This is a genomic window from Spirosoma sp. 209, assembly GCF_002006735.1.
Lineage (GTDB): Bacteria > Bacteroidota > Bacteroidia > Cytophagales > Spirosomataceae > Spirosoma > Spirosoma sordidisoli.
The window spans coordinates 68964-94056 of sequence record NZ_MVEC01000009.1 but is presented as its reverse complement, the minus strand read 5'-3'; the positions used below and the strand labels follow the sequence as shown (position 1 = coordinate 94056).

The 25093-nt window shown below is 53.6% G+C and carries 26 protein-coding genes; 7 read left to right on the top strand and 19 right to left on the bottom strand.

Annotation, left to right across the window (positions count from 1 at the left end; all coding sequences use genetic code 11):
* Positions 1-9 precede the first annotated feature (9 nt).
* A complete protein-coding gene (locus tag B1C80_RS15705) occupies positions 10-2115 on the bottom strand; it encodes a 7TM diverse intracellular signaling domain-containing protein (RefSeq protein ID WP_161492773.1) in 2106 nt (701 codons plus the stop codon).
* Between the two features lie 603 nt (positions 2116-2718).
* Here B1C80_RS15705 and B1C80_RS15700 point away from each other — a divergent pair.
* The 3 genes from B1C80_RS15700 (at position 2719) to B1C80_RS15690 (ending at position 4302) form a co-directional block, all read left to right on the top strand.
* Positions 2719-2997, top strand: coding sequence for a hypothetical protein (locus tag B1C80_RS15700; RefSeq protein ID WP_077922140.1), 279 nt, complete (start codon positions 2719-2721; stop codon positions 2995-2997).
* A 120-nt stretch (positions 2998-3117) separates the two neighbouring features.
* On the top strand, positions 3118-3714 hold the full coding sequence (locus B1C80_RS15695; RefSeq protein WP_077922139.1) for a hypothetical protein: 597 nt from the start codon (positions 3118-3120) through the stop codon (positions 3712-3714).
* 3 nt (positions 3715-3717) lie between these two features.
* Entirely contained in the window at positions 3718-4302 is a 585-nt protein-coding gene (locus B1C80_RS15690) for a hypothetical protein (RefSeq protein ID WP_077922138.1), read from the top strand.
* Positions 4303-4306: 4 nt separating this feature from the next.
* On the opposite strand, the gene B1C80_RS15685 is transcribed toward B1C80_RS15690, so the two are convergent.
* From B1C80_RS15685 to rpmG, 14 genes are all read right to left on the bottom strand, one after another.
* Entirely contained in the window at positions 4307-5215 is a 909-nt protein-coding gene (locus tag B1C80_RS15685) for an HTTM domain-containing protein (RefSeq protein ID WP_077922137.1), read from the bottom strand.
* Entirely contained in the window at positions 5212-5754 is a 543-nt protein-coding gene (locus tag B1C80_RS15680) for a hypothetical protein (RefSeq protein ID WP_077922136.1), read from the bottom strand. The genes B1C80_RS15685 and B1C80_RS15680 overlap by 4 nt, the downstream gene beginning before the upstream one ends.
* Before the next feature lie 87 nt (positions 5755-5841).
* Positions 5842-8427 (bottom strand): glycoside hydrolase N-terminal domain-containing protein, encoded by a 2586-nt coding sequence (locus tag B1C80_RS15675; protein WP_077922135.1) that lies wholly within the window; start codon positions 8425-8427, stop codon positions 5842-5844.
* Positions 8428-8594: 167 nt separating this feature from the next.
* The gene (locus tag B1C80_RS15670) at positions 8595-9611 is read right to left on the bottom strand and encodes an aspartate-semialdehyde dehydrogenase (protein WP_077922134.1); all 1017 of its coding nucleotides are present in this window, start codon (positions 9609-9611) and stop codon (positions 8595-8597) included.
* Positions 9612-9844: 233 nt separating this feature from the next.
* On the bottom strand, positions 9845-10519 hold the full coding sequence (locus B1C80_RS15665; RefSeq protein WP_161492772.1) for a porin family protein: 675 nt from the start codon (positions 10517-10519) through the stop codon (positions 9845-9847).
* A 141-nt stretch (positions 10520-10660) separates the two neighbouring features.
* Positions 10661-11242, bottom strand: a complete 582-nt coding sequence (locus B1C80_RS15660) for a 5-formyltetrahydrofolate cyclo-ligase (protein WP_077922132.1) — start codon at positions 11240-11242, stop codon at positions 10661-10663.
* A gap of 26 nt (positions 11243-11268) precedes the next feature.
* Positions 11269-12819, bottom strand: coding sequence for a bacillithiol biosynthesis cysteine-adding enzyme BshC (bshC, locus tag B1C80_RS15655; RefSeq protein ID WP_077922131.1), 1551 nt, complete (start codon positions 12817-12819; stop codon positions 11269-11271).
* 81 nt (positions 12820-12900) lie between these two features.
* Positions 12901-14208 (bottom strand): 30S ribosomal protein S12 methylthiotransferase RimO, encoded by a 1308-nt coding sequence (gene rimO / locus B1C80_RS15650; RefSeq protein WP_077922130.1) that lies wholly within the window; start codon positions 14206-14208, stop codon positions 12901-12903.
* Positions 14209-14241: 33 nt separating this feature from the next.
* The gene (locus tag B1C80_RS15645; protein WP_077922129.1) at positions 14242-14910 is read right to left on the bottom strand and encodes a hypothetical protein; all 669 of its coding nucleotides are present in this window, start codon (positions 14908-14910) and stop codon (positions 14242-14244) included.
* Between the two features lie 5 nt (positions 14911-14915).
* The gene (locus B1C80_RS15640) at positions 14916-15386 is read right to left on the bottom strand and encodes a hypothetical protein (protein ID WP_077922128.1); all 471 of its coding nucleotides are present in this window, start codon (positions 15384-15386) and stop codon (positions 14916-14918) included.
* Positions 15387-15551: 165 nt separating this feature from the next.
* A complete protein-coding gene (locus B1C80_RS15635; RefSeq protein ID WP_077922127.1) occupies positions 15552-15908 on the bottom strand; it encodes a nucleotidyltransferase domain-containing protein in 357 nt (118 codons plus the stop codon).
* Positions 15909-15916: 8 nt separating this feature from the next.
* Positions 15917-16873: a signal recognition particle-docking protein FtsY gene (gene ftsY, locus B1C80_RS15630; protein WP_077922126.1), complete on the bottom strand. Its 957-nt coding sequence runs from the start codon at positions 16871-16873 to the stop codon at positions 15917-15919.
* Between the two features lie 218 nt (positions 16874-17091).
* Positions 17092-17247, bottom strand: a complete 156-nt coding sequence (locus B1C80_RS15625) for a DUF4295 domain-containing protein (protein ID WP_012929818.1) — start codon at positions 17245-17247, stop codon at positions 17092-17094.
* 93 nt (positions 17248-17340) lie between these two features.
* Positions 17341-17526, bottom strand: coding sequence for a 50S ribosomal protein L33 (gene rpmG / locus B1C80_RS15620; protein WP_012929817.1), 186 nt, complete (start codon positions 17524-17526; stop codon positions 17341-17343).
* 158 nt (positions 17527-17684) lie between these two features.
* Here rpmG and B1C80_RS15615 point away from each other — a divergent pair, with 158 nt between their 5' ends.
* On the top strand, positions 17685-18905 hold the full coding sequence (locus B1C80_RS15615) for an NADH-quinone oxidoreductase subunit D (RefSeq protein ID WP_077922125.1): 1221 nt from the start codon (positions 17685-17687) through the stop codon (positions 18903-18905).
* On the opposite strand, the gene hpt is transcribed toward B1C80_RS15615, so the two are convergent.
* Complete coding sequence (gene hpt, locus B1C80_RS15610; protein ID WP_077922473.1) at positions 18902-19432, bottom strand: hypoxanthine phosphoribosyltransferase; 531 nt, start codon at positions 19430-19432, stop codon at positions 18902-18904. The genes B1C80_RS15615 and hpt overlap by 4 nt on opposite strands.
* Positions 19433-19560: 128 nt before the next feature.
* On the opposite strand from hpt, the gene B1C80_RS15605 reads away from it, so the two are divergent.
* Complete coding sequence (locus B1C80_RS15605) at positions 19561-20778, top strand: lipopolysaccharide assembly protein LapB (protein ID WP_077922124.1); 1218 nt, start codon at positions 19561-19563, stop codon at positions 20776-20778.
* Positions 20779-20853: 75 nt separating this feature from the next.
* On the opposite strand, the gene B1C80_RS15600 is transcribed toward B1C80_RS15605, so the two are convergent.
* Both B1C80_RS15600 and B1C80_RS15595 read right to left on the bottom strand, forming a co-directional pair.
* On the bottom strand, positions 20854-21324 hold the full coding sequence (locus B1C80_RS15600; RefSeq protein ID WP_077922123.1) for an Lrp/AsnC family transcriptional regulator: 471 nt from the start codon (positions 21322-21324) through the stop codon (positions 20854-20856).
* Positions 21325-21497: 173 nt separating this feature from the next.
* Positions 21498-21791, bottom strand: a complete 294-nt coding sequence (locus B1C80_RS15595) for a TIGR03643 family protein (protein ID WP_077922122.1) — start codon at positions 21789-21791, stop codon at positions 21498-21500.
* A 161-nt stretch (positions 21792-21952) separates the two neighbouring features.
* Here B1C80_RS15595 and B1C80_RS15590 point away from each other — a divergent pair, with 161 nt between their 5' ends.
* Together B1C80_RS15590 and B1C80_RS15585 are read left to right on the top strand one after the other, a co-directional pair.
* Entirely contained in the window at positions 21953-22117 is a 165-nt protein-coding gene (locus tag B1C80_RS15590; RefSeq protein ID WP_077922121.1) for a DUF2256 domain-containing protein, read from the top strand.
* A gap of 53 nt (positions 22118-22170) precedes the next feature.
* Positions 22171-23838: a glycoside hydrolase family 10 protein gene (locus B1C80_RS15585; RefSeq protein ID WP_077922120.1), complete on the top strand. Its 1668-nt coding sequence runs from the start codon at positions 22171-22173 to the stop codon at positions 23836-23838.
* Here the strand turns inward: B1C80_RS15585 and B1C80_RS15580 are convergent.
* Positions 23835-25076, bottom strand: coding sequence for a 4-hydroxy-3-methylbut-2-enyl diphosphate reductase (locus B1C80_RS15580; RefSeq protein WP_077922119.1), 1242 nt, complete (start codon positions 25074-25076; stop codon positions 23835-23837). The genes B1C80_RS15585 and B1C80_RS15580 overlap by 4 nt on opposite strands.
* Positions 25077-25093: the final 17 nt, after the last annotated feature.

The window sequence follows — 25093 nt, the reverse complement described above, 5'->3', positions numbered from 1 at the left end:
ATTGGTCGATCAGGCAGCGGGTGTGTAGGGCAGAATAATCGTAAACTCTGTATACAAGCCCTGTTCGGTTTGTACGCGCAGCTCACCGGCATGGCCTTTGGTAATAATGTCATAAGCCAGATACAGCCCGAGTCCCGTTCCTTGCCCCGTTGGTTTTGTGGTGAAAAAAGGCTGGTATATTTTATTGAGAATATCAGCCGGAATACCAATACCATTGTCTCTGATCTGAAGTACCAGCCTGTTTTTTTCCAGAAATGTTCGGACCGAAAGCTGGGGTTGATACCCTGTTTGCGCTTGCCGGGCTTTTTCTTTTATGGCATAAAAAGCATTGCCATAGATGTTCAGTAATACCTGACCAATTTCCTGCGGGGCCAGTTCGGTAGGCTGTATGGTCGGGTCGAAATCTCTACGAAGTTCGGCGCTGAATAATACATCTTTGCTTCGAAGTCCCTGGAAAACAATCATTAAGTATTCTTCGGCGAGGTTGTTAATATTGGTCATCCGCTTTTCGGCGGTTCCCATGCGGCTGTGCTCCAGCATTCCTTTCACAATCGCATTGGCCCGGCCGCCATGAGCCGTGATGCGTTTCATATTCTGTTTTAAATCCTCCAGAATAAAACTGGCTTCTGTCAGATCGCCTTTGCTCAGTTCCTGCTGTATTTCTTCGACCAGTTCAGTGTTAATTTCGGAGAAGTTATTGACGAAGTTCAGGGGGTTCTGAATCTCATGTGCCACCCCGGCGGTCAGTTCACCCAATGATGCCATTTTCTCGCGCATAATGAGCTGATCCTGCGTAGAGCGTAACTGGTTGAGTGATTGGTTTAGCTCCTGGGTTCTCTCCTCTACTTTTTGTTCCAGTTCCCGGTTCAGGGTAATCTGAAGCTGTTGATTCTCCTCGAACTGGTGAATGATGCGGGCCTGTTTTTCTTCATTTTCGCGCCGGAGCACATTAATCATATTGGCCAGCGCAAAAGCCAGCATAATGACCTCCAGCGCCGAGCCGGTGGGTAAGGCGTACTTGAACGTAAAGTCATTTTTGGGCAGCACGCCCAGCAACATCAGAATGACGCACAGTATACCGGTGAACAGGAACGAGAAACCAATGGAGAAGAAAAGAGCCGATGGGTACCGGTCGCGAATACTACGTATACCCAGATAGATGATAAGCGGAAACGAGGCCAGGCCCAGTAGCTGGGTCATGGCAAACCCCAGTTCGAAGTAGATAAAGATTAGCAGACCCGAAAGAATATATAACCCGATCAGGCCGTTCAGGATGTTATTCCAGAAAGGATACCGCTGCTTTACGTTAAGAAAACTCTGGACAAATAAGACATAGACAATTGCCAGCAAATTGGACGCTATCGATTCAAAATCTGAAAACCAGATCGAAAAATCATCGATGAATCCAAAAATAGAAATAAGATACCCTGAATTGCCCGCCGTGAAAAAGAAAGCGAAAAATAATACTAATAGATAGTATGCGTAACTCTTTAAACGCGTTGAAATATAAATAAAGGCGTTGTAAATAAACATGACAATAAACACGCCGAGGAACATGAAAATAATCTGTCCTGAAAAGGCGTTTGCGTCGTCGATTTTAGCGCGGGGGGCTGCAATGAAATTAAGCGTAAGCGGTACTTTTTCTATATTGAATTTAGATACTAATCGAACAATACATTCCTGCGTTTGTCCGGCTTTGAGCGGTAGTTTTATGTATACTTTATTCGCATGCGGATAATCCCGTTTTCGGTATGGGTACAAATAGCCCGTCTCTTTGCGTAGTAGCTTATTTTCTGCTCCGTAAAAAAAACTAACAAAAGACCAGTTTTCGAAATCGAATACCCACTCTTTATCGAACGATGTATTATTTTTTACAGAAAATTTCAGCCAGTAAACCTGAATATTTTTGTTCCAGGGTGTATTATCTGCCGGTATGAACTGGCGGGTAAACGTAGGGTTTAAGACATCAGCAATGGTTAGTTTACCGGTAGTATCATTCAGGTAAGAAAAACCGGAAGAGATCGTGATTGGTTGATCCTGCTGTAACAGAATCGGTTGCGCCACCAAAGCCGTTGAAAAAAACAGACAGCAATAGAATAAATAGAGGTATCTCATAGGGTTACAATTTATACCACCGGTCTGGCATATCAGGGTGAGTCTTCGGAAAATATCAACATTCTTTCCTATTTTTTGGGGACCGATGCCCATCATTTTTTTGCCGTTTCTGGCGATAGGGCGGTACACACAGGGCTGTAGTCGCGAACACACGGTAGCGGTTACGGATAGAGTTACTGGTAAAAGAGGGGTTGGGTGCTGGTTGAGGCAGGCAGGTCAATATCATCAAAAGGCGTATTCAAAGCAATGTATACTGGCAAATAGTTGAAAGAAGCCATCGGTTAAGCCGGGTTAATATCGATGCTGGATGCTGATTTCAGCCGCTTACGAAACGAATGGGCAACTTACTCAACCGCTCACACAAATATTTCCTTTTTTCTGGCTACTCCCTTTGATTTTACTACCGGCTTCTTACTTTTATACGCTTCATTTATAGGGCAATTGACGGTTCCTGACAGGTATTCGCCTGCGCAATGGTTGCGGATGTGTTTGGGCGGATTAGATCGACGGGTGATGCAGGCTAACTGCATACATCTGTATTTATTGAAAGCGATTAATTGTTTTTTATAGTCAATAGTTCACTAACCTAATTTGCCATAAACCATGAAAGATTCTGAAACCCTGAAAGACGCCCTGACACGCATAGGCGATGCCAAGTATGTTAAACACCTAACCCCCGATGCGCAGCAGCTAACCAAAGCTCAGATTACTGATTTTATGAATAGCAAAACGGATCAGGAATTTAAGCCGGAAACGATTAGTTCATTACGGAAATTTGCCAAGATGCGTATGAAGGATGGTAAAAGTATTTTTCCATACGAAAAGATGGAAAAACTGAAACATAATGAGTCCGACGACCACATGGGCGGAGGCACCTGGTAAACCAAATACGTATTCCCTGCTGATACTATAAGGTACAGACAGGGAATACGTGTTTATTGATTATCTACATTTAAGTATGTAATTAGATAACTCTCTTTATATCGTTAACTTATCTGTATTATGCCTGCGAAAAAAGAGAAAAAAGTATCACTTAATTTTACCATGCAGCATCAACTGGGACATGCTATGTGCTGGGCTGCTGTGGGTACAAGCTGCGCGCTTTTTTATGATCCCGACAGTAAATGGACCCAGTGCAAACTGGCCAGTCAGTCAATTGGACCCAACACGGGCGATTGCTGTACTAATCCCGAAGACTCACCCTGCGATATAGTCTGGTATCTTCAGAATGATGAAAACATAGGGTCGTTCGTAACGGCCGGCATTGCGCGGGGCTATGAAAAAGGATTTATTCCTTACAAAAAACTCGTCGGCGAGCTGGATGCCGGCAGAATCATTGCGTTCCTGCTCCGGATGGATATCGACGGGACCATCAATAACAGGAATGAATTTTCCCATTTCGTAGCCATCGCGGGCTACGAGTGGACCGATTCGGAAGAAAATGTAACTATATATGACTCTTTTTTCGGTAAATCAGAAATGCCTTACAAAGAGTTTGTGACTAATTATAAATGCCATGGCGGCACGGTGCTGGGCCACGCCGTTAAAGATAGTCTGGTAGAATATACGTTTTTTTCGACCCCAACATCAACGCCTTAAGCCATGCCGATCCGACAGATACTCGCCCCCGAAAAATCAGTTGTCAAGTATACGGGCTGGCTCACCCAGCGAAAGCCGAAGTCGGTACAGCTCAAAAGAACCTTTACCTACGAGAAGGCCTTGCCGCATAAAGTCTACCACGCGCAGCTGAGCGATATCCTTTCCGAAGTTGGGTTTAGCCAGGCGGATGTTGTTTCCTGGCGACACCTGCATACGGATCAGCATGGTACCGTGGCTGTAGAGACCAAAGTTGGCAAAAGGGGGCAATATCATGTTCACGAGGTCCATTCCGGCCACATGGTCGATGCGTTGAAAGAGCTATATCCCGTTCTGAAAAAGAAGAAAGAACTCCGGACCGGCGATTATGAGTACTCGTTCCTGCGGCTCTTCTCGCTCAAAATTTGTGCTGTCTGGTTGCGGGCCGATAGCCGCGAAGCTGATTTCTTCGTACCGTTGCCTCCCTGTTTTTACGGCTTAGAGCAGGATAAGCTGTATACCTACGCCGAGTTTACCGACATTGTCCGGAAAGCTATCCAAACGCTCCAGACCAAGACCGATACGTACGGCCACCCGATGCAGGGGGGCTGATTAGCTACGCCAGCCATCGTTGAATCTGGCCGAATAAATAGCCGTACTCGTGCGGGCTGACAAAGGCCCCCAGGCCGACGATCATGGCCATCTGAAAAAAACCGATGCGCAGGAACACCCACAGCCCCAGGTGAAACAGGACGCCCAGCGCCACCACCGCCAGCCGACACTCATCGATCCAGATCAGGGTGAAAAGAGTGGTTTCGACGACGAGCGTGCCGTAGGTGGTTGCCTTATAAAACCAGGCCCGGTCCAGAATCGTCGGAACAACGAACCGATTCCAGATTCTGACGTGTAAGACTAGCTGGGTGGCGGTTCCGTTAAGCCAGCTATTGCCCTGTAGTTTGAAAAAGACGTTTTTCAGGTAGATGTTCGCCATAAAAAGCTGAATCATCAGCAGGGGCCAGGCTGGGGCTTTGGCTTCGGGCCGGAGCAGGTTCGGATAGTCCATCACCGAGAGCTGAGTCTGGGTCGGTGCGAAGATCAGGAACAGGCAGAAAAAGCGGTACAGCGCATCCCCCGAGCTAAGCACGTACATATTTCGGTTGTGGATAGAAACGAGCGTCACAAAACAGATCAGCGCGGCCAGCTGGGGCAGGATGCCGACGGTCAGGCAAAACCCGGCTATGGCCTGAACGCCCAGAACAACCTCCACCGACCGGGTCGTGGGCGGCATGTAGTTGAGGAGCGAAAAACGGGATGGCTGCTGAAGGGTGATGTAGTCGTCGTAGCCAAACCAGCCGTCGGGACTTAACAGGAGTTTATAGACGCTGAGCCAGTTCCGGGTTTCAGTAAGTACCAGCATACCGGTCAGTACCCTGAATACGCAGAGCGTCAGGCTGGACTGCTCGCTGAACAGTAACTGATTCCAGCCTCCGGCCAGCTCGCCAAAAGTGATAAAGAGGAGTGTCATACGGCCGGTGTGCGAAGCTGTTCGATTACGTCGTGCGTATAAACTACCTGACTCATCCAGGGAATCAGCTGAAACGTGCCGTTGACTGGGGGCTCGTAGTACTGGAGTAGGTGTACGCGAATGGGTGGATTGGCGGCATCCTGTTGCGGTCGGTACTGGCGAAGAACGTACCGGCAAATGGCCTCTTTGGGAATCGGGTCTTTCTGCGACAGCAACTGGTTATGCATCTTGATGAACCGGAAATGATCCGTCAGCTGATAGTCGTCTTTGAGGGTGTAGGGGGGGAGTTTCCAGGCCACAACGGTACCGTTGGCCAGTTCGATCTCGAACCCGATCAGGAAGTTTTTGGAGATGGGGCGGGGCGCAAACAACGACCAGTAATTGTCGAGCCCGGCCCAGCAGATATACCGGCCCAGCTTTGTGTGCAGCAGATCCCGAAAGAAATACCCTTCCGGCAAACACCAGAAGAGCAGAAACAGACTCATCAGGATAACGAACAGGCTCGCCAGCGTTTGCTGAACCAGTACAAACCATTCCACGGCCGATCAGCGGTTAGTTTTTATGTTACAGTCTGTATAGTAACAGATTGAGCGGAGAAAAACAAGCCCGGACAGCTGGTTGACAGGCTACGGTTTCCCGACCAGTATGTACTCTTTGCCGGCTTCGGTAGCCAGATCATATACGCTGACCCCGTTGGTTGCCTGCTCCGGCGAGCGGGTCTGGTACTGATTCTGGGGAAGCTTGAAAAACGGATTGGGGTTGCTGCCCGTGGCGGGGCGCAGTTGGACATTGGCCGTGCCGGTGAGTGCATTAGGTACCCGCAGCCGACAGAGGCCGCCCAGCGACGAGCGAATCGCTACCCGGGTCAGTTTGCCGTTTTGCCAGCGCATCGCCACTTCGTAACCACCTCGTGCTTTGAGGCCGCTTACCTCGCCCGATGCCCAGGCGTCAGGCCGGGCGGGCAGTAGGTTGAGCAGGCCGTCGTGGCTCTGGAGCAGCATCTCGCCAATACCCGACGTGCCGCCGAAGTTACCGTCGATCTGGAAAGGCGGGTGGGCGCAGAGTAGGTTCGGGTAGGTACCTCCCCCGTTGGCATAGTCAGTGCCCTCCAGGCCGGTCAGGCGTAATAGCTCGCGCAGTAGTTTATAGGCATGGTTACCGTCATGCAGCCGGGCCCAGAAGTTGATTTTCCAGGATTTGCTCCAGCCCGTGCCGCCGTCGCCCCGAATGGCCAGCGTCTGACGGGCCGCGTCGGCGAGGGCGGGCGTTGTCAGGGGAGACAGCTCCCGGCCGGGGTGCAGGGCGTAGAGGTGCGACACGTGGCGGTGTTGCGGATCTTCGTCGGCCCAGTCCTTGTACCACTCCTGCAGGTTGCCTTTGCGGCCAATCTGTAAGGGAAACAGCTTCGCCTTTTTAGTCAACAGCGTCTGCCGGAAATCAGCATCGACGTTGAGTTGCTCGGAGGCTTGGATAACGTTGCTGAACAGATCCCATATCAGGGCCATGTCCATGGTTGTGGCTACCGACACCGAGCCCTTCTCGCCTTTTTCGGTCACGAAAATATTTTCGGGGGTGGTAGCGGGTGCGGTTACCAGCCGCCCCTGACTGTCGGTAACGAGCCAGTCGAGACAAAATTGGGCGGCTTCTTTCATGAGCGGGTAGGCGTATTGCTGCAGGTAGGCCCGGTTGCCCGTAAAGGCGTAGTGATCCCAGAGGTGCTGGCTGAGCCAGGCTCCGCCCATGGCCCAGTTTGCCCAGGAAGGACTGCCTTTGCCCCGGTCGCCAACGGGGTTCGAGGTGGCCCAGATGTCTGAGTTGTGATGAACGGTCCAGCCCGACGCGTTGTAGAAATGACGGGTGGTTTCGCGGCCGGTTGTGGCCATATACCCAATCCAGTCGAGGAGGGGCGTATGCAGCTCCGACAGATTGGTCATCTCGGCTGGCCAGTAGTTCATCTCGGTGTTGATGTTGGTCGTGTAGTTGCTGCTCCAGGGAGGGCGTACGATGGGGTTCCAGATGCCCTGCAGGTTGGCCGGAATGGCGCGCGCAGCCGGGTTGCCGGGGCGTTTCGGACGCGAACTCGATATGAGCAGGTATCGCCCAAACTGAAAATACAGACTCTCCAGCTGCGGGTCGGCCGCTCCGCCTGCGTAGCGCTGCAAACGCTCGTCCATCGGCAGGTTGAGGGGCGGAGTCGCTGCGTCGGCCTGCAGCGAGAACCGCACCCGGTTGGCTAGTTGCTGGTAGTCGGCTACGTGGGCGCGGTACAGCGCATCGGCCGATTTGCCGGTTGCCTTAGCCAGGTAAGCCGCGGCCAGCTTTTTCTCGTCAAGACCGTCGCGGTCGGGACATTTGTCGAACCCGTTAAAACTGGTAGCCGCCGAAACGAGCAGGACCGCTTCGGTGGCGTTATCGATGCGCAGGCCGCTGGTGTCGGTCGATACTCGCCCATCGGTCGACTGGACGTTGATTCGCCAGTCGAAACGCATGCCCCGACAGCCGGCCGTGTCGGCATAGATCACCGGAGTCGGGTTGTACTGAACGTAGTTCGGATCGCTATGGGCCGGTGCTTTTCCCCGAACGGCCAGCTCGTTCCGGGCCATTATCTGTTTGGTAACGGGATGCGGGCTGGTGGCGGAAGCGGTCAGGCTCAAGGCCCCTTTCTTCGACGACCGGAGCCGGATAACAATCAGCTGGTCGGGGGCCGACACAAAAACAGTGCGGCTATAGGTAACCCCATTGATCGTAAACCGGGTCGTGGCGGTGGCATCGTCGATGTTCAGTTCGCGCGTATAGGCGGTTGGCTCGCCCGTGAGGGTTTGTTTGAGCCGCAGGTCGCCCAGGGGTTGGTAGGCTTCGGTGTAGAGGCCCTGTAGTTTGGTTGTCAGCCTGGCCGCTTCGGCATAGTCTTCCCGGAAAAGCGCTTCCCGAACCTGCGGCAGATAAGCCGCGGCACCCGGATTCGGCTTGCGGTTAACCGGCCCGCCCGACCATAAGCTCGACTCGTTGAGTTGCAACAGCTCTTCGGCTACTCGCCCAAATACCATCACCCCCAGTCGGCCATTACCAACGGGTAACGCTTCGTTCCAGTTGCGGGCGGGTTGTTTATACCAGATGGGCGATGTCGGCTGGCTAACGGCGGATAAACTGAGTAGCAGACCCGAAACGATGAGAAGGATGGGGGCAACTTGTACGATGGCCGGTCGGAACATAGGGCGAAAAACGGTAGGTTGACACCTGAACAAGACCAAACCCCGGGTTGCCTACTCTACTCCACCAGGCTTTGGCATAGTAGGGTCAGGGAGTCGGGCCTGCAGGATGCCCAACAAAAAAAGCGCCGTCCGTAGACCGCGCCTTTCAAAACAGGTAGTAGACCGGCTTAGGCCAGACTGGCTTCGGTCGTTTCTACGAGGTTGTGCTTCATCAGGTATTCGGCAATCTGAACGGCGTTGGTAGCGGCTCCTTTGCGCAGGTTATCCGCAACGCACCAGAAGTTGAGCGTGCGGGGCTGGGTTTCGTCGCGCCGGATACGGCCTACGAACACCTCGTCGCGCCCGTGGGCGGTCAGCGGCATCGGGTAGATTTTATTGGCCGGATCGTCCTGCACCACAACGCCCTCGGCATTCCGCAGCAGTTCGACCACATCGTTCAGCTCAAACTCTTCGTCGAACTCCACGTTTACGGCCTCCGAGTGGCCGCCAATGGTCGGAATCCGGACCGTGGTCGCGGTAACCCGGATCGAGTCGTCGCCCATGATCTTTTTCGTTTCGTTCACCATCTTCATCTCTTCTTTCGTATAACCGTTGTCGAGGAAAACGTCGATATGGGGCAGTACGTTGAGGTCGATGGGGTGGGGGTATACTTTCGGGATATCCGCGCGTCCTTCCCGTTCGGCAAACAGCTGGTCAACGGCCGCCTTACCGGTGCCGGTTACCGACTGGTAGGTCGATACAACGACCCGCTTAACCCGATACCGATCGTGCAGCGGCTTCAGCGCTACGACCATCTGGATGGTCGAGCAGTTCGGGTTGGCAATGATCTTGTCTTCGGGAGTCAGGGTGTTGGCATTGATTTCGGGTACGACCAGTTTCTTGGTCGGGTCCATCCGCCAGGCCGATGAGTTGTCGACAACCGTAATACCGGCTTCGGCAAACTTAGGAGCCAGGGCCAGCGAGGTGCTTCCGCCCGCCGAAAAAATTGCAATGGCAGGTTTGGCGGCAATGGCATCCTCAAAGCTGACAACCGTGTACGCTTTTCCCTTGAACTCAACCTGTTTACCAACCGAACGCTCGGAGGCAACGGGAATAAGTTCTGACACGGGGAAGTTGCGTTCTTCCAGTACTTTCAAGATTTCGCCACCGACAAGGCCGGTAGCCCCAACAACTGCGATTTTCATTGATAGAATGCGGATTGGTGTCCGCACGAATTGGTTTATACAGAAGGCCCGCACCTGCGCGCCATTTTCGCCCGCAAAAGTACGGTAAATTCGTTGATGGACAGGGTGTATTGTTCAGAAAAAATAGACAGACTGATTCCGCGGGCGGGATAATCGGCGCCGGGCTGTCAACAAAAAGCCCCGATCACGCTGCAGCGCGATCGGGGCCCGGACTATGGACCGCAGGCATGGTGTTACTCTCCGCCAAACAGGAAACCCAGCGATAGGCCGAAAGCCGTGTTTTTTACTTTCTGATCGGCCGTGTGGGTTAGGTTGCTCAGACCGGGCGAATAAAAGCCGGTCAGTACCAGGCCAGACGGCAACTCATAGCCCACCGACACGCGTAAACCATAATCGAGCCGTTTGGCCTGGTCTTCACCCGATCCAAAATCGATCGGGGTTGTTTCATTCTGCCCTGCCAGCGAGCTGACAGTTTTTCCGCTTAGGCCGTAGGCTACATATGGCCCTGCTCCCAGGTTGATCCAGCCTGGTCCGGCATCCAGGCTGTAAACCAGCTGAAGCGGCATCTCGATATACGTCATGATGCTCTTCACCGACGCATCCAGACTTCCAAATCCGGTAAGACCCCCCAAATCGCCCAGTAACTGTCCGATCCCTAGATCCGGTAGCTTGGATCCTTTTACTGAATAGAGCAGCTGTGGCCGGAATGAAATGTTGTCGGCAACAATAGCATCGAGCATGAAACCTCCATGATAACCCAGTATGCCCTTGCCGGACATGGGTTGACCGTCAAACGTATAAGCCTGATTAACAAGCTGCCCGCCCCCCGTTATACCCAGGCGAACCTGGGCAAAGCTGACAGTCTGAATTAGTAATAGGACAAAAAATAGGCGTGTAACTGGTTTCATGCGTGATGTGTAAGGTATGAACATGATAATTAATGGAATGGTAACTATACCTTGTGACGTAGAAAGTATACAATAGTAATGCCGTACTGCACGCTTGTGGATACAGTAGACAAAAAGATACCGATGTGTATCTGGGATAATCTAGAAGGTGTATAGCCTCTGCGGAGATAAACAGGCGGTCAGGCTGATGTCAGTATCCGTGATGTCGTCAATGGTCGTTACCGGCTCAAACAGTGACAGACCAACCCGCGCACAGTCAGAACGACATTCGGCCAGAAACCGGTCGTAATAGCCACCGCCGTAACCAACCCGATGCCCGCTTTCGTCGAAAATCAGCAGCGGAACCAGCACCAGGTCAAGCTCGGTAGGGGAAACCGGGGCGCTGGCCGAAGCGGGTTCCGGAATGCCCCAGCGGTTCTGGATGAGGGGTGTTTCGGGGGTTAACCTCGTATGGATGAGTAGCCCGGTACCCGGATCGGTAATGGAAACGACCAGCCGAACCGATGGGAAATCCTGCCAGATCCGGTGAACGATGGGCCAGGTGTTTACTTCGTTCTGCCGCGCAATGGGCAGAAACACATGCACGCAGGAAACAGAAGGAGAGGAACCAAAAAACGTCTGGAAAAACTGGTCGGCAATGGCCGCACTGCGATCGCGAACCGCATCGGCCGACAGCGCCCGGCGCAGGGTCAGGAAGTGGGTTCTGAGGGCTGCCTTTTCCACGGTAGACCGTTGAAAACCGAAATTACTTAGCTCTCCAGACAGAGCTGCATCTGAAAGTTGAACGGATCGAAACTGGCCAGCATTTTTTGCAGAAACGCCCGGTCATTGAGGTGAAACGTCAGGAAGTTTTCGGTCCGCTCCTGCAAACCTCCGTTCGGAAAGAGCTCGTTCTTGACCGCCAGCAGCTGCCGGATGCCCGTATCCTGATTGCGTTCTTCGGCCCGGCGCATTTTTTTCTCCAGACGAGCCACCGCGTTGGCAAACCGCTTGGTTTCGGCCAGCACTGCTTTTTCGAGGGTCGGATCAACGATCTGCGCTTTATGCAGAATAGCGTCCAGCGCCTTGTTGATGGTCCGGTTTTCGTTGTCGAACTTCAGCGCATGACGCGTATGGGTATCGATGTAGTTATGCTTGAGGGTGAGGGTATCCTGAAACAACTCTTCCGGTGTCAGCCCCAGTTTGTGGATGCGCTTGGCCGTTACTTTAGGTACGTAAGTGGCAAAGTTGCGCGGCATCAGCATCGGAAAAGGCGTCTGGTAATGATCGAATACGCCTTTGAGCTGCAGCCAGTACGGCACCTCCGACGGACCGCCAATATAGACCAGGTTCGGCAGGATCGTTTCCTGATACAGGGGGCGCAACACGACGTTCGGGCTGAAGCGTTCGGGATGCTCGTCCAGCAGGGCCAGCAGTTCCGGTTCCGTAAAGCGAATTTTGGTGTGAACCACCTTGTAAGCGCCGTTAGGAAGCCGTTCGATGCGTTCGCGCAGCTGATCGTCGAGATAAAACAGGTTGATGTCGCGCGGGGTGATAACGGTTTTGTAGCCCAGCTGCTCCAGCTGCTCGGTGCGGGTGTGTACGAGGCCACCGGCCGTTTGCTGAAGCAGATCGTCGCGCATGATGGGCGCAAATACGCGTTTCAGAGCCGCATCGTCGGCATCGAGACAAACGAGCCCCTCGGCGCCGAACAGCTCGTTGATGAGGTACCGCACCGAATTGGCCAGGGTCTCCTGCCCAAGATACGCTTCTTCAAAGAGGGTTAGTTTCTCGGGTATTTCGCCAAACAGGGTTTTCAGTTCCCGCGGATCCATACGACCCACGGCCCCGCGCTGTTCGGTCTGCCAGGTATGCGTCCGGCCAAACAGCGAGAAGTGGTTGATTTCGGCAAAATCGTGGTCCTCCGTCGCCATCCAGTAGACCGGCACGAAGTTGTAGTCCGGGTAGGCTTGTTTCAGCTGTCGGGCCAGATTAATGGTCGTAATCAGCTTATATACAATGTAGAGCGGCCCGGTAAAGATGTTGAGCTGGTGGCCGGTTGTAACGGTAAAGGTGTTGGGCTGAAGCAGTATCGACAGGTCGGGCTTGCTGGCTAGTCCTTCGTACTGGCGCGTCAATGCATCGACCAGGATCCGGCGTTTGGATTCATCAACCGTTTTTTCAGCTATTTGCTCCCTGAACTGGGCTGGGTCTGGAAAGCGGTTGTAAAACGGGCGAAGACTTTCTTTTTGGGCGAGGTAATCGAGAAAGAGCGGAGAAAACTGGCCGGTTTGAACAAGCGGTAGGTACTGACAGTCCATGCAGGATTGGGATTTACGGACGCAACAAATGAAGAACCCGCAAGGTTCGGGAGGGCCTTGCGGGTTGAGGGAATACGCTACTTAGACCACGTTGCCGTACAAGTCGAACTCTTCGGCCCGGTCAATGCGGACGTTGGCAAAATCGCCCAGGCGCACGTACTGGCTGGCCGGAACCAGCACTTCATTGTCGACTTCGGGCGAGTCGGCCTCGGTGCGGCCGATGAAGTAGCCACCTTCTTTCCGGTCGAACAGGGTTTTGTAGGTCCGGCCTACTTTCTGCTGGTTCAGCTCGGCCGAAATGCCCTGCTGCAGGTCCATCAGCTCGTCGGCGCGTTCCTGCTTGATATCGGCCGGAATATCGTCGGGCATCGAGTACGAATGGGTGTTTTCTTCGTGCGAGTAGGTAAACACGCCCATCCGGTCGAACCGCATCCGGTCTACGAAATCGTAGGTTTCCTGGAACATGGCGTCGGTTTCGCCGGGATGCCCCACAATGAGTGTCGTACGCAGGGTGATATCGGGCACTTTGTCCCGGATGGTGTTAATGAGCGCTTCGGTTTTTTCGCGGGTGATGCCCCGGCGCATGAGCCGAAGCAACTCGGTCGAGCCGGTTTGCAGCGGCATGTCCAGGTAGTTGCAGACGTTGGGCCGGTTGCGCATGACATCCAGCACCTCCAGCGGGAAACCCGACGGGTAAGCGTACTGAAGCCGAATCCAGTCAATTCCTTCTACGTCGGCCAGGCGGGCCACCAGCTCGTCGAGGTTGCGTTTTTTATACAGGTCGAGGCCGTAGTAGGTAAGGTCCTGGGCAATCAGAATCAGTTCTTTGGTGCCGCGCCGGGCCAGCGAGCGCGCTTCGGTAACCAGCTCGTCCATGGACCGCGACACGTGCTTACCGCGCATCAGCGGAATGGCACAGAACGAGCAGGGCCGGTCGCAGCCTTCGGCAATTTTCAGGTAGGCAAAGTGGGCGGGGGTGGTCAGCAGCCGTTCGCCCACCAGTTCGTGTTTATAATCGGCCCGGAGCGTCTTCAGCAGCCGGGGCATTTCGTTGGTACCAAACCAGGCATCGACGTCGGGAATTTCGACTTCCAGCTCGTCTTTGTACCGATGCGACAGGCAGCCGGTTACGTAAACTTTATCCACCATACCCGCGTCTTTAGCATCTACGTAGCGCAGAATCGTGTTGACCGATTCTTCTTTCGCATTGTCGATGAAGCCGCAGGTGTTGATAACGACAATATTGGCGTCGTCTTTTTTGGACTCATGCGTTACGTCCATGCCGTTGCCCCGGAGTTGCGTGAAGAGAACTTCCGAATCGACCAGGTTTTTCGAGCAGCCGAGCGTAACGATATTGATTTTATTGGTACGTATTCCTTTGGTTTTCAAAACAGGACTTATTAGCAGGCGGTTAGAGAAAAACTAACGCCCGGTGGTTGGACAAAGTTCGCCGATGGGGCTGTCGTTTTCGGGCTCGTACCAAATGGTCTTGTGGCTGACCAGTACTTGAGCGGTACCGGAAAAATAGGATTCCAGTAAGTCGTCGGCCGTTAGAAACAGGTCGTGCAGGCTAAACCGTCGCCCGTCTATAAGGACAAACGTATAAAAAGCCCAGTCCGCTTTTCTGTCGGCCCGGTGGTTGGTATGAAACTCGATGGACAAAACATTCTGCGCGCTGACGACAACGGACCCGTCGGACTCCGCAATGGTAATGGTCTTCAGCGCCGGATCGAAGGTTACGCGCTTGTCGCGAACTTGTTTCCACAGCCTGTATTGCTGGCTGAAAATGAACGCCACTAGCGCCACCGTAGCGACGCCCAACAGCATAAGAAACACCGCCCCCATAACCTGATCGGGCTGGCGAACGAAGGTGGCCACCCCCATACCCATATATAGCAGGCCCATCAGCGGAATTGGTAAAAGAAGTAGAACGGTGAACCGGGTGAAGAATCGATTACGATCCCACGTAACCGTAACGGACCGAACCAGCGGAGAGCCATCGCCCAGGCTCTCGCGGGTATGACGGAGCATGCGGAGGATGAAGAAAACGAAGGGCGCGAAAACGATCAGAAACAGCAGCAGGACGTTCATAGCCGCTAAAATACGGCACTATGCGAAATCTCTACGGTGACAGTAGACTGACGATTCTTCTGTACGCTGACTGGGAAGATGTTATTCTGACTGTCAGACAGGTTGGCGTACAGGCCTTTCGGTTCGCGCACCATAAGGGTGTACTTCCCAACCGGCATACGAACGCAGAACCGGCCATTTTTGTCCGACTTCACCGTTTTGAGCGGCTTAACCCCACGCACGGATGCAATAAACCCGTTCTCACCCGCGTCGACCTGGCTGCTGTTCAGCAGGGGGAAAATAAGCACCTCGCGAATAACCGCTGCTCCGTTGGTACGGGCCGATGCCGGACCCACAGAGGGCATCATGTTTCCTTTTTTCTCGACCACGGTGCCGCAGATTCCCTGCCTGACGGTCTTCTGCCGAGACGCCTGCTGGGCATTACTGGGAAGAGATACGCTAAGGAAGACAGCCCAGAAAATGATGTATTTATGCATAACGTTCGTTGACAAAAGCGAGAAAGTTTTCGGCTAGGCTAAGTAGATGCAGTATAGCATCTAACGAAAAGTCGCCGTCTATATCATAATCGGCTAGCTGCCTTTGCTCAAACAGGGTCGCAAAGTCATCTTATTTTAGCATTTGCCAAGTAGCCAGTGGCCTTCCTAACGCAATTGCCCAGGTCGTCGCTTATAAATGCATTTCCCGTCTTTTTTAACTTCGCGGTAAAACATACGGTTTGACGTTAGAAATTGAGTTTTGGAGACAACGACGGTTGATATAGGAATCAGTGTTTGTAGATAGTACTCGTTACGGGCGGCTATGGTTGTATATACCTCTTTAGATGGCGACACGTTTTCGTCTGTCAAAACGACTAGGTAATCTACGTCAGATTCTTCGTTGTAGTCACCCCGCGCGTACGAACCAAACAAGATGACGCTATCCAGGCGTGAGCCATAGTAACGCTCCATGATGTTAATCACATCATTGTTCACAGCCGCCAGATCCGTCACGATGGCCATCCGGTTTGTTATTTTTTGAAGAACGAATCGACAAACTCCATCTTGTTGAATGTCTGCAGATCCTCGATTTTTTCGCCTACACCAATGTACTTGACGGGTATTTTGAACTGGTCCGAAATGCCGATTACTACGCCCCCTTTAGCCGTCCCGTCCAGCTTGGTAATGGCCAGTGCCGACACTTCAGTAGCTTTGGTGAACTCGGTAGCCTGAATAAACGCGTTCTGTCCCGTCGACCCGTCCAGCACGAGCAACACCTCATGGGGCGCGTCGGGGGTTACTTTCTGCATGACCCGTTTGATCTTGGTCAGCTCGTTCATCAGATTCACTTTCGTATGCAGTCGGCCGGCGGTGTCGATAATGACCACATCGGCACCCATTTCGGTTGCTTTTTTCACGGCATCGTAGGCAACGGCCGAGGGGTCGGTATTCATCCCGTGTGAAATGACCGGCACGCCCACCCGGTCGCCCCAGAGCTTGAGCTGATCGACGGCGGCTGCCCGGAAGGTATCGCCCGCGCCCAGCACCACCTGTTTGCCCCTTTTGTGGAACTGAGCGGCCAGCTTGCCAATGGTAGTCGTTTTGCCGACACCATTCACGCCGACAACCATAATGACGTAGGGCTTGATCGAAGCCGGCAGCGCAAAATCGTCGGACACGTCTACAGTATTGTTGCTGGCCAGGAGCCCGGCAATTTCTTCGCGCAGGATGCGGTCGAGCTCGTCGGTGCCCATGTATTTGTCGCGCGCCACCCGCTCTTCGATCCGTCGAATGATCTTAACGGTTGTTTCGACGCCCACGTCCGACGATACCAGCACGTTCTCGAGTTCGTCGAGTACTTCTTCGTCGACGGTGGCTTTGCCGACTACGGCGCGACCCAGCTTGGCGAAGAAGCTATCTTTGGTTTTCTCTAACCCTTTGTCTAGATTTTCTTTCTTTTCCTTCGAGAAAAAGCCGAATAAAGCCATAGTTCGTAATGAATGAGTTGTCAGTTAGGGACCCGATTCAGGGGTGCAAACAGCCCAACAGTCTACTGATTGGAGGGGTGTACTGGATTCTTACCTGCTAGTTAACTGATTTGCAACAAAAAAAGTCCCACCGGGCCGCGTGGGCTGGGGGGACTTCCTGAAATTTTGCGCAAACGGTCTGTGTCGCAGACAACAGGCCGTTGTAGCTGAGAGTGGGCCTAGCTTTTGAGGGCAGCCTGTACTTCATCAACCGGAACCATTTCTTCTTTGAAGGTATAAGCGCCGGTTTTGGGCGACTTAACGGCTTTGATAATTTTGGCGAACGCCTTGCCGTTGTCCTTCGTCTTCAGGGTTGCAACTACCTTTTTTGCCATGACAGATGGTTAGTTTAGGGTTTATGGTTTTCAGTTTTCGGAATGGGCAGCCTGTGAGCTCCACCGTAACCAGAAAACTATAAACCAGAAACCTTATTTAATTTCTTTGTGCAGCGTTACTTTCTTCAGGAACGGATTGTATTTCTTCCGCTCGATACGAGCCGGCGTGTTCTTCCGGTTCTTGGTGGTAATGTACCGGGACATGCCGGGTACACCGCTGTCTTTTTGCTCGGTGCATTCCAGAATAACCTGGATTCTATTGGCGCCTTTCTTTGCCATTGCTCAGTTCGTTTTCTCGATAAGGAGCGCAAAGGTACGAAATGGGTTTTATTCTCCCAATAGCCTGACAAGAAAAAGTAATGATTTGTAGTTGATTAGACGAGAGCCGGCGCTGATTTTTGACTTTAGACCGTCCACTGCCGACCTTTGAGGAGCTCATGACAACCCAAACCATCCAATACGACTACGCGCCGGGTCATTTTCGGGCGTCAGAACCGGCGGTCTATCGCCCCGATATGCTGGCCGAAGGGGAGATGATTCTCAACATGGGGCCGCAACACCCCTCTACCCACGGCGTACTGCGGCTGGAGGTCGTTACCGACGGCGAGATTATTGTCGATGTGGTGCCGCACGTGGGGTACCTGCACCGCTGTTTCGAGAAACACGCGCAGTCGCTGCCGTTCAACCAGGCGATTCCGTTCGTCGACCGGCTCGATTACCTGGCGGCCATGAACTGTGAACACGCTTTTGTCATGGGCGTTGAACGGATGCTGGGCATCGAAAACGACATCCCCAAACGAACCGAATACATCCGGGTACTGGTCGCCGAACTGAACCGCATTGCCGCTCACTTTGTCGGCATCGGCACGTATGCGCTCGACATTGGTGCCTACACCCCTTTTCTGTGGCTCATGCGCGATCGTGAGCATATTCAGCGGCTACTGGAATGGGTCAGCGGAGCGCGGATGTTGTACAATTACATCTGGATCGGGGGCTTGTTCTACGACCTGCCGGTTGGTTTCGAGGAGCGCTGCCGCGAATTCATAGCTTACCTGAAACCCAAGCTGGTGGAGTTGCAGCAACTGGTTATCGAGAACGAAATCTTCGTGAAACGAACGGCCAACGTTGGCGTCTTACCGTTAGCGGTAGCCATCAATTACGGCTGCACCGGCCCCATGCTCCGCGGATCGGGGCTGCGGTACGACCTGCGCCGGGTCGATGGCTATTCGGTCTATCCCGAACTGGCGTTCGATATTCCGATCGGGCAGGGCCAGATGGGAACCGTAGGCGACTGCTGGGACCGCAATAACGTTCGGGTGCTGGAGTGCCACGAGTCGATCCGGATCATTGAGCAGTGCCTCGATCAACTCACCGGCCCTCACAAACGCACCCGCGATTACGATCCGCAGGCGGTGGTGCCGAAGAAAATACGGCCGAAAGCGATGGATTTTTACGCCCGTGCCGAGAGCGCCAAAGGGGAACTGGGCTTCTTCTTCCGCACCGATGGTCGTGCCGATGTGCCGGTTCGCTGCAAGGCCCGGTCGTGCTGCTTTCACAACCTGTCGGTTATTGGTGAAATAGCCAGGGGGGCTATGCTGGCCGATCTGGTGGCTATAACGGGTTCGCTCGATCTGGTTATGGGCGAGGTCGATCGCTAGTCGGCCAGCACCAGAATATCTTTTGTGTTGCGGCCGAGTCCGTCGTAGTCGAGGCCGTAGCCCAACACGAACCGGTTTTCAATCTCGAAGCCGACATAGTCCAGGTGAAGGTCTTTCTGCAGCGCCGATGGTTTGTACAGCAGCGTCACCAGCGCCATAGACGCCGGATTGGCGGCCTGGAACTGTTCGCAAATGTCGGCCATGGTCAGACCCGTGTCGACGATGTCTTCCACAATGATGAGATGGCGCCCTTCAATGGATTCATTCAGGCCCAGAATTTGTTTCAAATGGCCGGTTGAGGTGGTAGACGCATACGACGCTACCCGAATAAACGTGACCTCGCAGGGAATATCGATGCACTTGAGCAGGTCAGCGGTGAATACTACGGCTCCGTTCAGTACACCGATGATCAGCGGCTGCCGGTCGGCATAGTCGCGGCTGATCTGGCTGGCCAGTTCCTGTACGCGGTTCTGAATAGTATCGGCGGCAATAAACGGGACGAAGGTTTTGTCCTTGATGGTTAGCATGGTGACGTCGGCGAAGGTCAAAGATACGCCCAGCGCCGGAAAGGGGGCTAAATTTCAGTGAAAAATACGCACGAGCAAACGGACCGACATCCGTTTACGTTCATAGATTGATAACGAATCAATAACGAATGAAGAAGACTCTGTTGACGGTATGGCTGACGGCGCTGGCCTTTTTAGCGCAGGCGCAACTCTATGATCCGTCGGCGTTTGATAAAAAGTACGATGGTCTCCTCAAGCACCCGGGCGTGCAGATCGAATCGGCGGAGGCCATCAACCAGATGTACAACTTCAAGTTCTACGAAGCCGACAAGGAGTTTCGGTGGCTGCGGGTGCGCTATCCGAAACACCCGATGCCGTATTTCATGATGGGGCTGGCCGAGTGGTGGAAAATTGTGCCGAATACCGACGTAACGGACTACGACAACCTCTGCCATGCTTACATGGACTCGACCATCATCCTGGCCGAGCGGCTGTACGACGAAAGCGACAACAAGCTGGAGCCTTCGTTCTTCCTGGCGGCTGCCTATGCGTTTAAAGGGCGGTTATACTCGGAACGGAAAAAATGGGCCAAGGCGACCCTGGCCGGTAAAAACGCGCTCAAGTATTTCGACAAGTGCAAGGGCAATGCTGACTTCAGCCCCGAACTGCTCTTCGGCGATGGGATGTACAATTACTATTCCCAGTGGATTCCGGAAAATTACCCCATTCTGAAGCCTATTCTGATGTTTTTCCCAAAAGGAAACAAGCAGAACGGGATTAAGCAGCTGGAAAAAACGGCTAATTCAGCTTTCTACACCCGCGTTGAGGCCCGGTACTTCCTGCTTCAGATCTATAGCATGGAAAACCAGTACGACAAGGCCTACGAGATGGCCAAATACATGTCGGAGCAGTATCCGGATAACCCGTTCTTTGAGCGGTATTATGCGCGGTCGGCCTTTGTGCAGGGGCGACTGGCCGAAGCCGAGCGGATTTCCAAAAGTATGCTGGAGAAAATTGCGCGCTCCCAATCAGGATACGAAGGCGTCAGCGGCCGAACAGCGGCTTATATTCTGGGATACATCAACCAACTGTTTCATAAAAACCTGCCCGAAGCTAAAAAATATTATCAGCAATCGATCGATTTTGCCCGGCAGACCAACGCTACGAACGCAGGCTACTACTGGTCATCGGTGCTGGCACTCGGAAAAATAGCGACGGAAGAGAAGAATTACGATCAGGCCCAGCTCTATTTCAAAGAGGTACTGGACAAGTCGGATCGGAAGTCGAGCCAGCACAAGGAAGCACAGAAGCTGCTCGATGAACAAAAGAAAGCCCGACGCGAAGAGCGCCGAAAGCGGAGAGGATAAACGAAGTGATGAGTTAAGGGTGATGAGCGATGAATTAATTGAACTTTGCTCATCGCCCTTAACTCATCACTCATATCAGGGTATTGGCAAGACTTTGCTTTCTTTGAAGGTCGACATGATCACCATCGTCTGGGTGCTGGCTACCTCGTCTATTTCATTGATCACATCCAGCATCAGCGCCTGATACGAGGCAATATCTTTGGCAATAACCTTCAGCAGAAAATCGCCCGAGCCGGTGATGTGGTGACACTCGATAATCTCAGGAATTTCGTTGGCTTTATCGACGAACGACATGGTCGTCTCCTTTTTGTGTCCCGTTAGCGTAACCATAACGAAGGTGGTAACGCCGAGTCCTACCTTTTCCCGGTTGAGCTGGGCGTGGTAGCTCTGGATAATGCCCGAGGTTTCGAGTTTTTTGACGCGCTCCAGGGTAGGAGCGGGCGAAAGTCCGATTTCTTTAGATAGTTGGGCGTTGGTAATTTTAGCGTTGGCTTGAAGAATTTCTAGTACGTTGCGATCTATCTGATCTAACTTCTGGCTCGACATAACAAGGTGATCTGTTTGAAACTTGGTTGCAGAACGGCGCAAATCTACTACCTTTAAAGATAAAATAGTCTAAAAAGATATTGGTTTTCTGCTATAGGCAGAATAAAGATTGCTGACCCGTTACTTTAGCGGTACAAAACTACGCTAATTCGTTCGGACGCCAAATTACCATTTCAGCGTTTGGCTATCTTATTATGCGTCACTACCCGTTGCTGATTTGACTTGAAACGGGCGTCATCAACGGCTGACCGGAGCGCGTGTTTGGTGGCCCGTCCCTGCACCCGCGCCCGCCACATACGCCACGACGACGGCTTCATTTCGCGACGCATGAGCGCAATAACGGCCTGCTCCGGCAAGCCAAACTGGGCTTCGATCGCGTCGAACGGCGTACGATCTTCCCAGGCCATTTCAACAATTCGGTCAATGTCGGCTTCGGTTAGCGCAGCGATCAGGTCGGTGTCTTTCATATACTTACAACCAAGTAGGAAGCGAAACGTTTGCGGTAATGGATTAGTAAGCCATTAAAAATAATCAGTCAGCCAGAGAGGCCTGACTTCAGGCTGTACGAATCGCCGAAAGGCTCCCAAAAGGCAGAAAACCTATCCCGCATAACCCGGGTTATTGGCGTATGAAGATGCGTAAGAAAGCCGACCTGCCCATCAAGATCTGCCCCGTATGCAACCGGCCTTTCGCCTGGCGAAAGAAGTGGGAACGCGACTGGGAGAACGTCGTTTACTGTAGCGATGCCTGCCGGGCCGCCAGCAAAAGAGGCCAGGTTCAGGCCGGAGCGTAAGACTTCTGGCTGTTCTGTCGTTATTTTGGGGCATTGATTTTTATGTCTCCATGATGCGTTCTGTTGCTTTTCTTTTCCTGCTGTTTTGTCTGGTCCTGGTACATGCCTGTCGTCGGCCTGAACCGGTCGTTACCAAAAAACCGGCTGGTCCTCCCGTAGCGGCCAAACCCGCTCCAAAACCAGCACCTCCTAAACCAAAACCGGCTCCGTCGGCCGTTCTCGTACCGGCCGATACGCTCGAAGACGATGTTCCGCTGATCGGGCCGGTGCCGCCCAAACGGGAGTTTCGGGCCGTCTGGATTGCAACGGTCGAGAATATCGACTGGCCCAGCAAAAAGGGACTGCCCGTAGCCGAACAACAGCGGGAGATCATCGAGATGTTCGATATGTATCAGCAGACGAACCTGAACGCGGTGGTGGTGCAGGTTCGGTCGGCGGCCGATGCGTTCTACGCGCGTGGCTCAGAACCCTGGTCAGAATGGCTGACGGGGCAGCAGGGGCTGGCTCCCCAGCCGTTCTATGATCCGCTCGATTTTATGATCGAACAGGCGCACCAGCGGGGACTGGAGTTTCATGCGTGGTTCAACCTGGACCGGGCTACGTTCGGCAAAACGGCCAGTGTGGCGCCCAGCAATATTGTTTATCAAAAACCCCGCTGGATGCTGGAGTACGGCGGGCGCAAACTGTTCAACCTCGGCATTCCCGAAGTCCGGACCTACATTGCCGGTATCGTCGCCAACGTGGTGCGCGAATACGATGTAGATGGCATCCACTTCGACGATTATTTTTATCCCTACGCCATTGCCGGCCAGACCCTGCGCGACGACAGCACCTATCAGGCCAATTACAACGGCATGAAAAAAGCCGACTGGCGACGCGACAACGTGAACAAACTCGTGGCCGAGCTGCGCGACTCGATCCGGGCCAACAAACCCTGGGTCAAGTTTGGCATCAGCCCGTTTGGCATCTGGAAAAATCAGAGCAACGACCCCGATGGGTCCGCTACCAACGGCGGGCAGTCGTACTACGATCTGTATGCCGACACGCGTAAATGGATTCGGGATGGCCTGATCGATTACATCGTGCCGCAGGTTTATTTCAGCTCGGAGTTTACGCGGGTGCCCTATAAAACGCTGGTTGAGTGGTGGACGCGCAACTCGGGCAAATGCCATCTGTACATTGGTCACGGCGCCTACCGGGTTGGGCGCGGGTCGGAACGGGATCCGGGCTGGGCGCGGGCTACCGAGTTTCCTGATCAGATGCGCTACAACCGGCTCCAGCGCATTGTGCAGGGGAGCGTGTTCTTCAGCGCCAAAAATCTGAAGCTAAATCCGCTGGCCATCCGCGATTCGCTGCAAAGTAATTTCTACCGGCATCCGGCGCTGGTACCGCCCATGACGTGGCTGGATAGCATCGTGCCTCTGCCCCCGCGCGATCTTAAAGCCGCCGATACGCCCGAGGGGGTCGAACTGTTCTGGCAGCAGTCGGCCGAGGCCGAAGATGGCGACGGAGCCAGTGCTTACGTCATTTACCGGTTCGAAGGGCGCAAACCCCGCCTGCGGCTTGATGATCCGCGCTATATCGTGGCGCGTTGTCAGGGCGAATCGACAACGCGTTTTGTAGACAGGACCGCCGATCCTAAAAAGAAGTATGTGTACGCGGTAACGGCCCTCGACCGGCTCAACAACGAAAGCCGTGAGGTAACCATCCGGGTTCGCTAAACCATAAACTCGCTCATCACCTCGCCAACGGGCCGGGCATCCGGAAAGAAGCCAACCAGCCGGAGCAGTATGCCTTCTACAACCGCGTCGGGGCAGGAAGCTCCGCAGGTGAGCAGTACCGTTACCGGCCGATCGGGCTGCGTTGAAGCCGTCAGAAAATTTTCGGTTACGATCTCCTGTTTGGTGTGGTTGTCGAAATGCCGGATCAGGGTCTCTGACAGAATTTTCTGCTCCGACTCAATGAAGTAGGTCGGCAGTTTTTCGGCGCAGAGTTCAACGATATGCGAGGTGTTGGACGAGTTGTAGCCCCCGGCCACTATGGCAAAATCGGCTTCGTAGGTCAGCAGCGCGTAGGTGGCGTCTTGGTTGTCGTTCGTGGCGTAGCAGAGCGTGTCGCGGGTGTTGGCAAAGTGGGCGTCGATCTGGTCGGGCTGGAGCGCATACTGCCGGATCATGACCTGCTTGAGGTAGTCGGCAATGCCCTGCGTGTCCGAAGCCAGCATGGTTGTCTGGTTCACGACGCCGATGCGCTGGAGGTCGCGGCCCGGGTCGAAGCCGTCGGAGTACTGGCCTGCAAACTCGCTGAAGAACTCGGTCGCCGAAGCCTCGCCGGTGATGTAACGAGCCAGCCGCTGCGCCTGCGCCATGTCCTTTACTACTACCGTCGGGGCGGCTTCTTTGCTGTGCGAAAAGGTAGCCCGCGTTTCTTCGTGCGTCGGTTTACCGTGTACCACAACGGTATAGTTCTTCTGACCGATCTGCCCGGCTTTGTTCCAGACTTTCTCGACAAACGGGCAGGTTGTATCGTATTTCGCCACGTCGAGGCCAATGGCCGCCAGCTGGTGCTGAATTTCGAGGGTAGTACCGAAGGCGGGTATAATGACTACGTCATCGGGCGTCAGTTCGGCCCAGTTCACGAGCTGATTGCCTTTCGTGTCCATCAGAAAGCGGACACCCCGGCTCTGCAGGTCGGCGTTCACATCGGGGTTGTGAATCATCTCGCTCAGCAGAAAAATGCGTTTGCCGGGGTTTTCGGCAATGGCTTTATAGGCGATCTCTACCGCATTCTCTACGCCGTAGCAGAACCCGAAGTGGCGGGCCACCAGAAACCGGACCGGACCGAAGTCGAGCACGGTAGGGGTAAAATCACGCTTGAGCTTGTCCCGTCTCCGCCGGAATTCTTTCAGGGGGGTAATGATGCTGCTGCGGTAGTACTCGGGAATATCGAACGATTTCATTCGGCAGTCGTTAGGGG

What these genes read in the sequence shown, in the direction of transcription:
- B1C80_RS15705 (WP_161492773.1), bottom strand. Translation starts at nt 2,115, where the DNA reads ATGAGATACCTCTATTTATTCTATTGCTGTCTGTTTTTTTCAACGGCT.
- B1C80_RS15700 (WP_077922140.1), top strand. Translation starts at nt 2,719, where the DNA reads ATGAAAGATTCTGAAACCCTGAAAGACGCCCTGACACGCATAGGCGAT.
- B1C80_RS15695 (WP_077922139.1), top strand. Translation starts at nt 3,118, where the DNA reads ATGCCTGCGAAAAAAGAGAAAAAAGTATCACTTAATTTTACCATGCAG.
- B1C80_RS15690 (WP_077922138.1), top strand. Translation starts at nt 3,718, where the DNA reads ATGCCGATCCGACAGATACTCGCCCCCGAAAAATCAGTTGTCAAGTAT.
- B1C80_RS15685 (WP_077922137.1), bottom strand. Translation starts at nt 5,215, where the DNA reads ATGACACTCCTCTTTATCACTTTTGGCGAGCTGGCCGGAGGCTGGAAT.
- B1C80_RS15675 (WP_077922135.1), bottom strand. Translation starts at nt 8,427, where the DNA reads ATGTTCCGACCGGCCATCGTACAAGTTGCCCCCATCCTTCTCATCGTT.
- B1C80_RS15670 (WP_077922134.1), bottom strand. Translation starts at nt 9,611, where the DNA reads ATGAAAATCGCAGTTGTTGGGGCTACCGGCCTTGTCGGTGGCGAAATC.
- B1C80_RS15665 (WP_161492772.1), bottom strand. Translation starts at nt 10,519, where the DNA reads ATGAAACCAGTTACACGCCTATTTTTTGTCCTATTACTAATTCAGACT.
- bshC (WP_077922131.1), bottom strand. Translation starts at nt 12,819, where the DNA reads ATGGACTGTCAGTACCTACCGCTTGTTCAAACCGGCCAGTTTTCTCCG.
- B1C80_RS15645 (WP_077922129.1), bottom strand. Translation starts at nt 14,910, where the DNA reads ATGAACGTCCTGCTGCTGTTTCTGATCGTTTTCGCGCCCTTCGTTTTC.
- B1C80_RS15640 (WP_077922128.1), bottom strand. Translation starts at nt 15,386, where the DNA reads ATGCATAAATACATCATTTTCTGGGCTGTCTTCCTTAGCGTATCTCTT.
- B1C80_RS15635 (WP_077922127.1), bottom strand. Translation starts at nt 15,908, where the DNA reads ATGGCCATCGTGACGGATCTGGCGGCTGTGAACAATGATGTGATTAAC.
- ftsY (WP_077922126.1), bottom strand. Translation starts at nt 16,873, where the DNA reads ATGGCTTTATTCGGCTTTTTCTCGAAGGAAAAGAAAGAAAATCTAGAC.
- B1C80_RS15625 (WP_012929818.1), bottom strand. Translation starts at nt 17,247, where the DNA reads ATGGCAAAAAAGGTAGTTGCAACCCTGAAGACGAAGGACAACGGCAAG.
- rpmG (WP_012929817.1), bottom strand. Translation starts at nt 17,526, where the DNA reads ATGGCAAAGAAAGGCGCCAATAGAATCCAGGTTATTCTGGAATGCACC.
- B1C80_RS15615 (WP_077922125.1), top strand. Translation starts at nt 17,685, where the DNA reads ATGACAACCCAAACCATCCAATACGACTACGCGCCGGGTCATTTTCGG.
- hpt (WP_077922473.1), bottom strand. Translation starts at nt 19,432, where the DNA reads ATGCTAACCATCAAGGACAAAACCTTCGTCCCGTTTATTGCCGCCGAT.
- B1C80_RS15605 (WP_077922124.1), top strand. Translation starts at nt 19,561, where the DNA reads ATGAAGAAGACTCTGTTGACGGTATGGCTGACGGCGCTGGCCTTTTTA.
- B1C80_RS15600 (WP_077922123.1), bottom strand. Translation starts at nt 21,324, where the DNA reads ATGTCGAGCCAGAAGTTAGATCAGATAGATCGCAACGTACTAGAAATT.
- B1C80_RS15595 (WP_077922122.1), bottom strand. Translation starts at nt 21,791, where the DNA reads ATGAAAGACACCGACCTGATCGCTGCGCTAACCGAAGCCGACATTGAC.
- B1C80_RS15590 (WP_077922121.1), top strand. Translation starts at nt 21,953, where the DNA reads ATGAAGATGCGTAAGAAAGCCGACCTGCCCATCAAGATCTGCCCCGTA.
- B1C80_RS15585 (WP_077922120.1), top strand. Translation starts at nt 22,171, where the DNA reads ATGCGTTCTGTTGCTTTTCTTTTCCTGCTGTTTTGTCTGGTCCTGGTA.
- B1C80_RS15580 (WP_077922119.1), bottom strand. Translation starts at nt 25,076, where the DNA reads ATGAAATCGTTCGATATTCCCGAGTACTACCGCAGCAGCATCATTACC.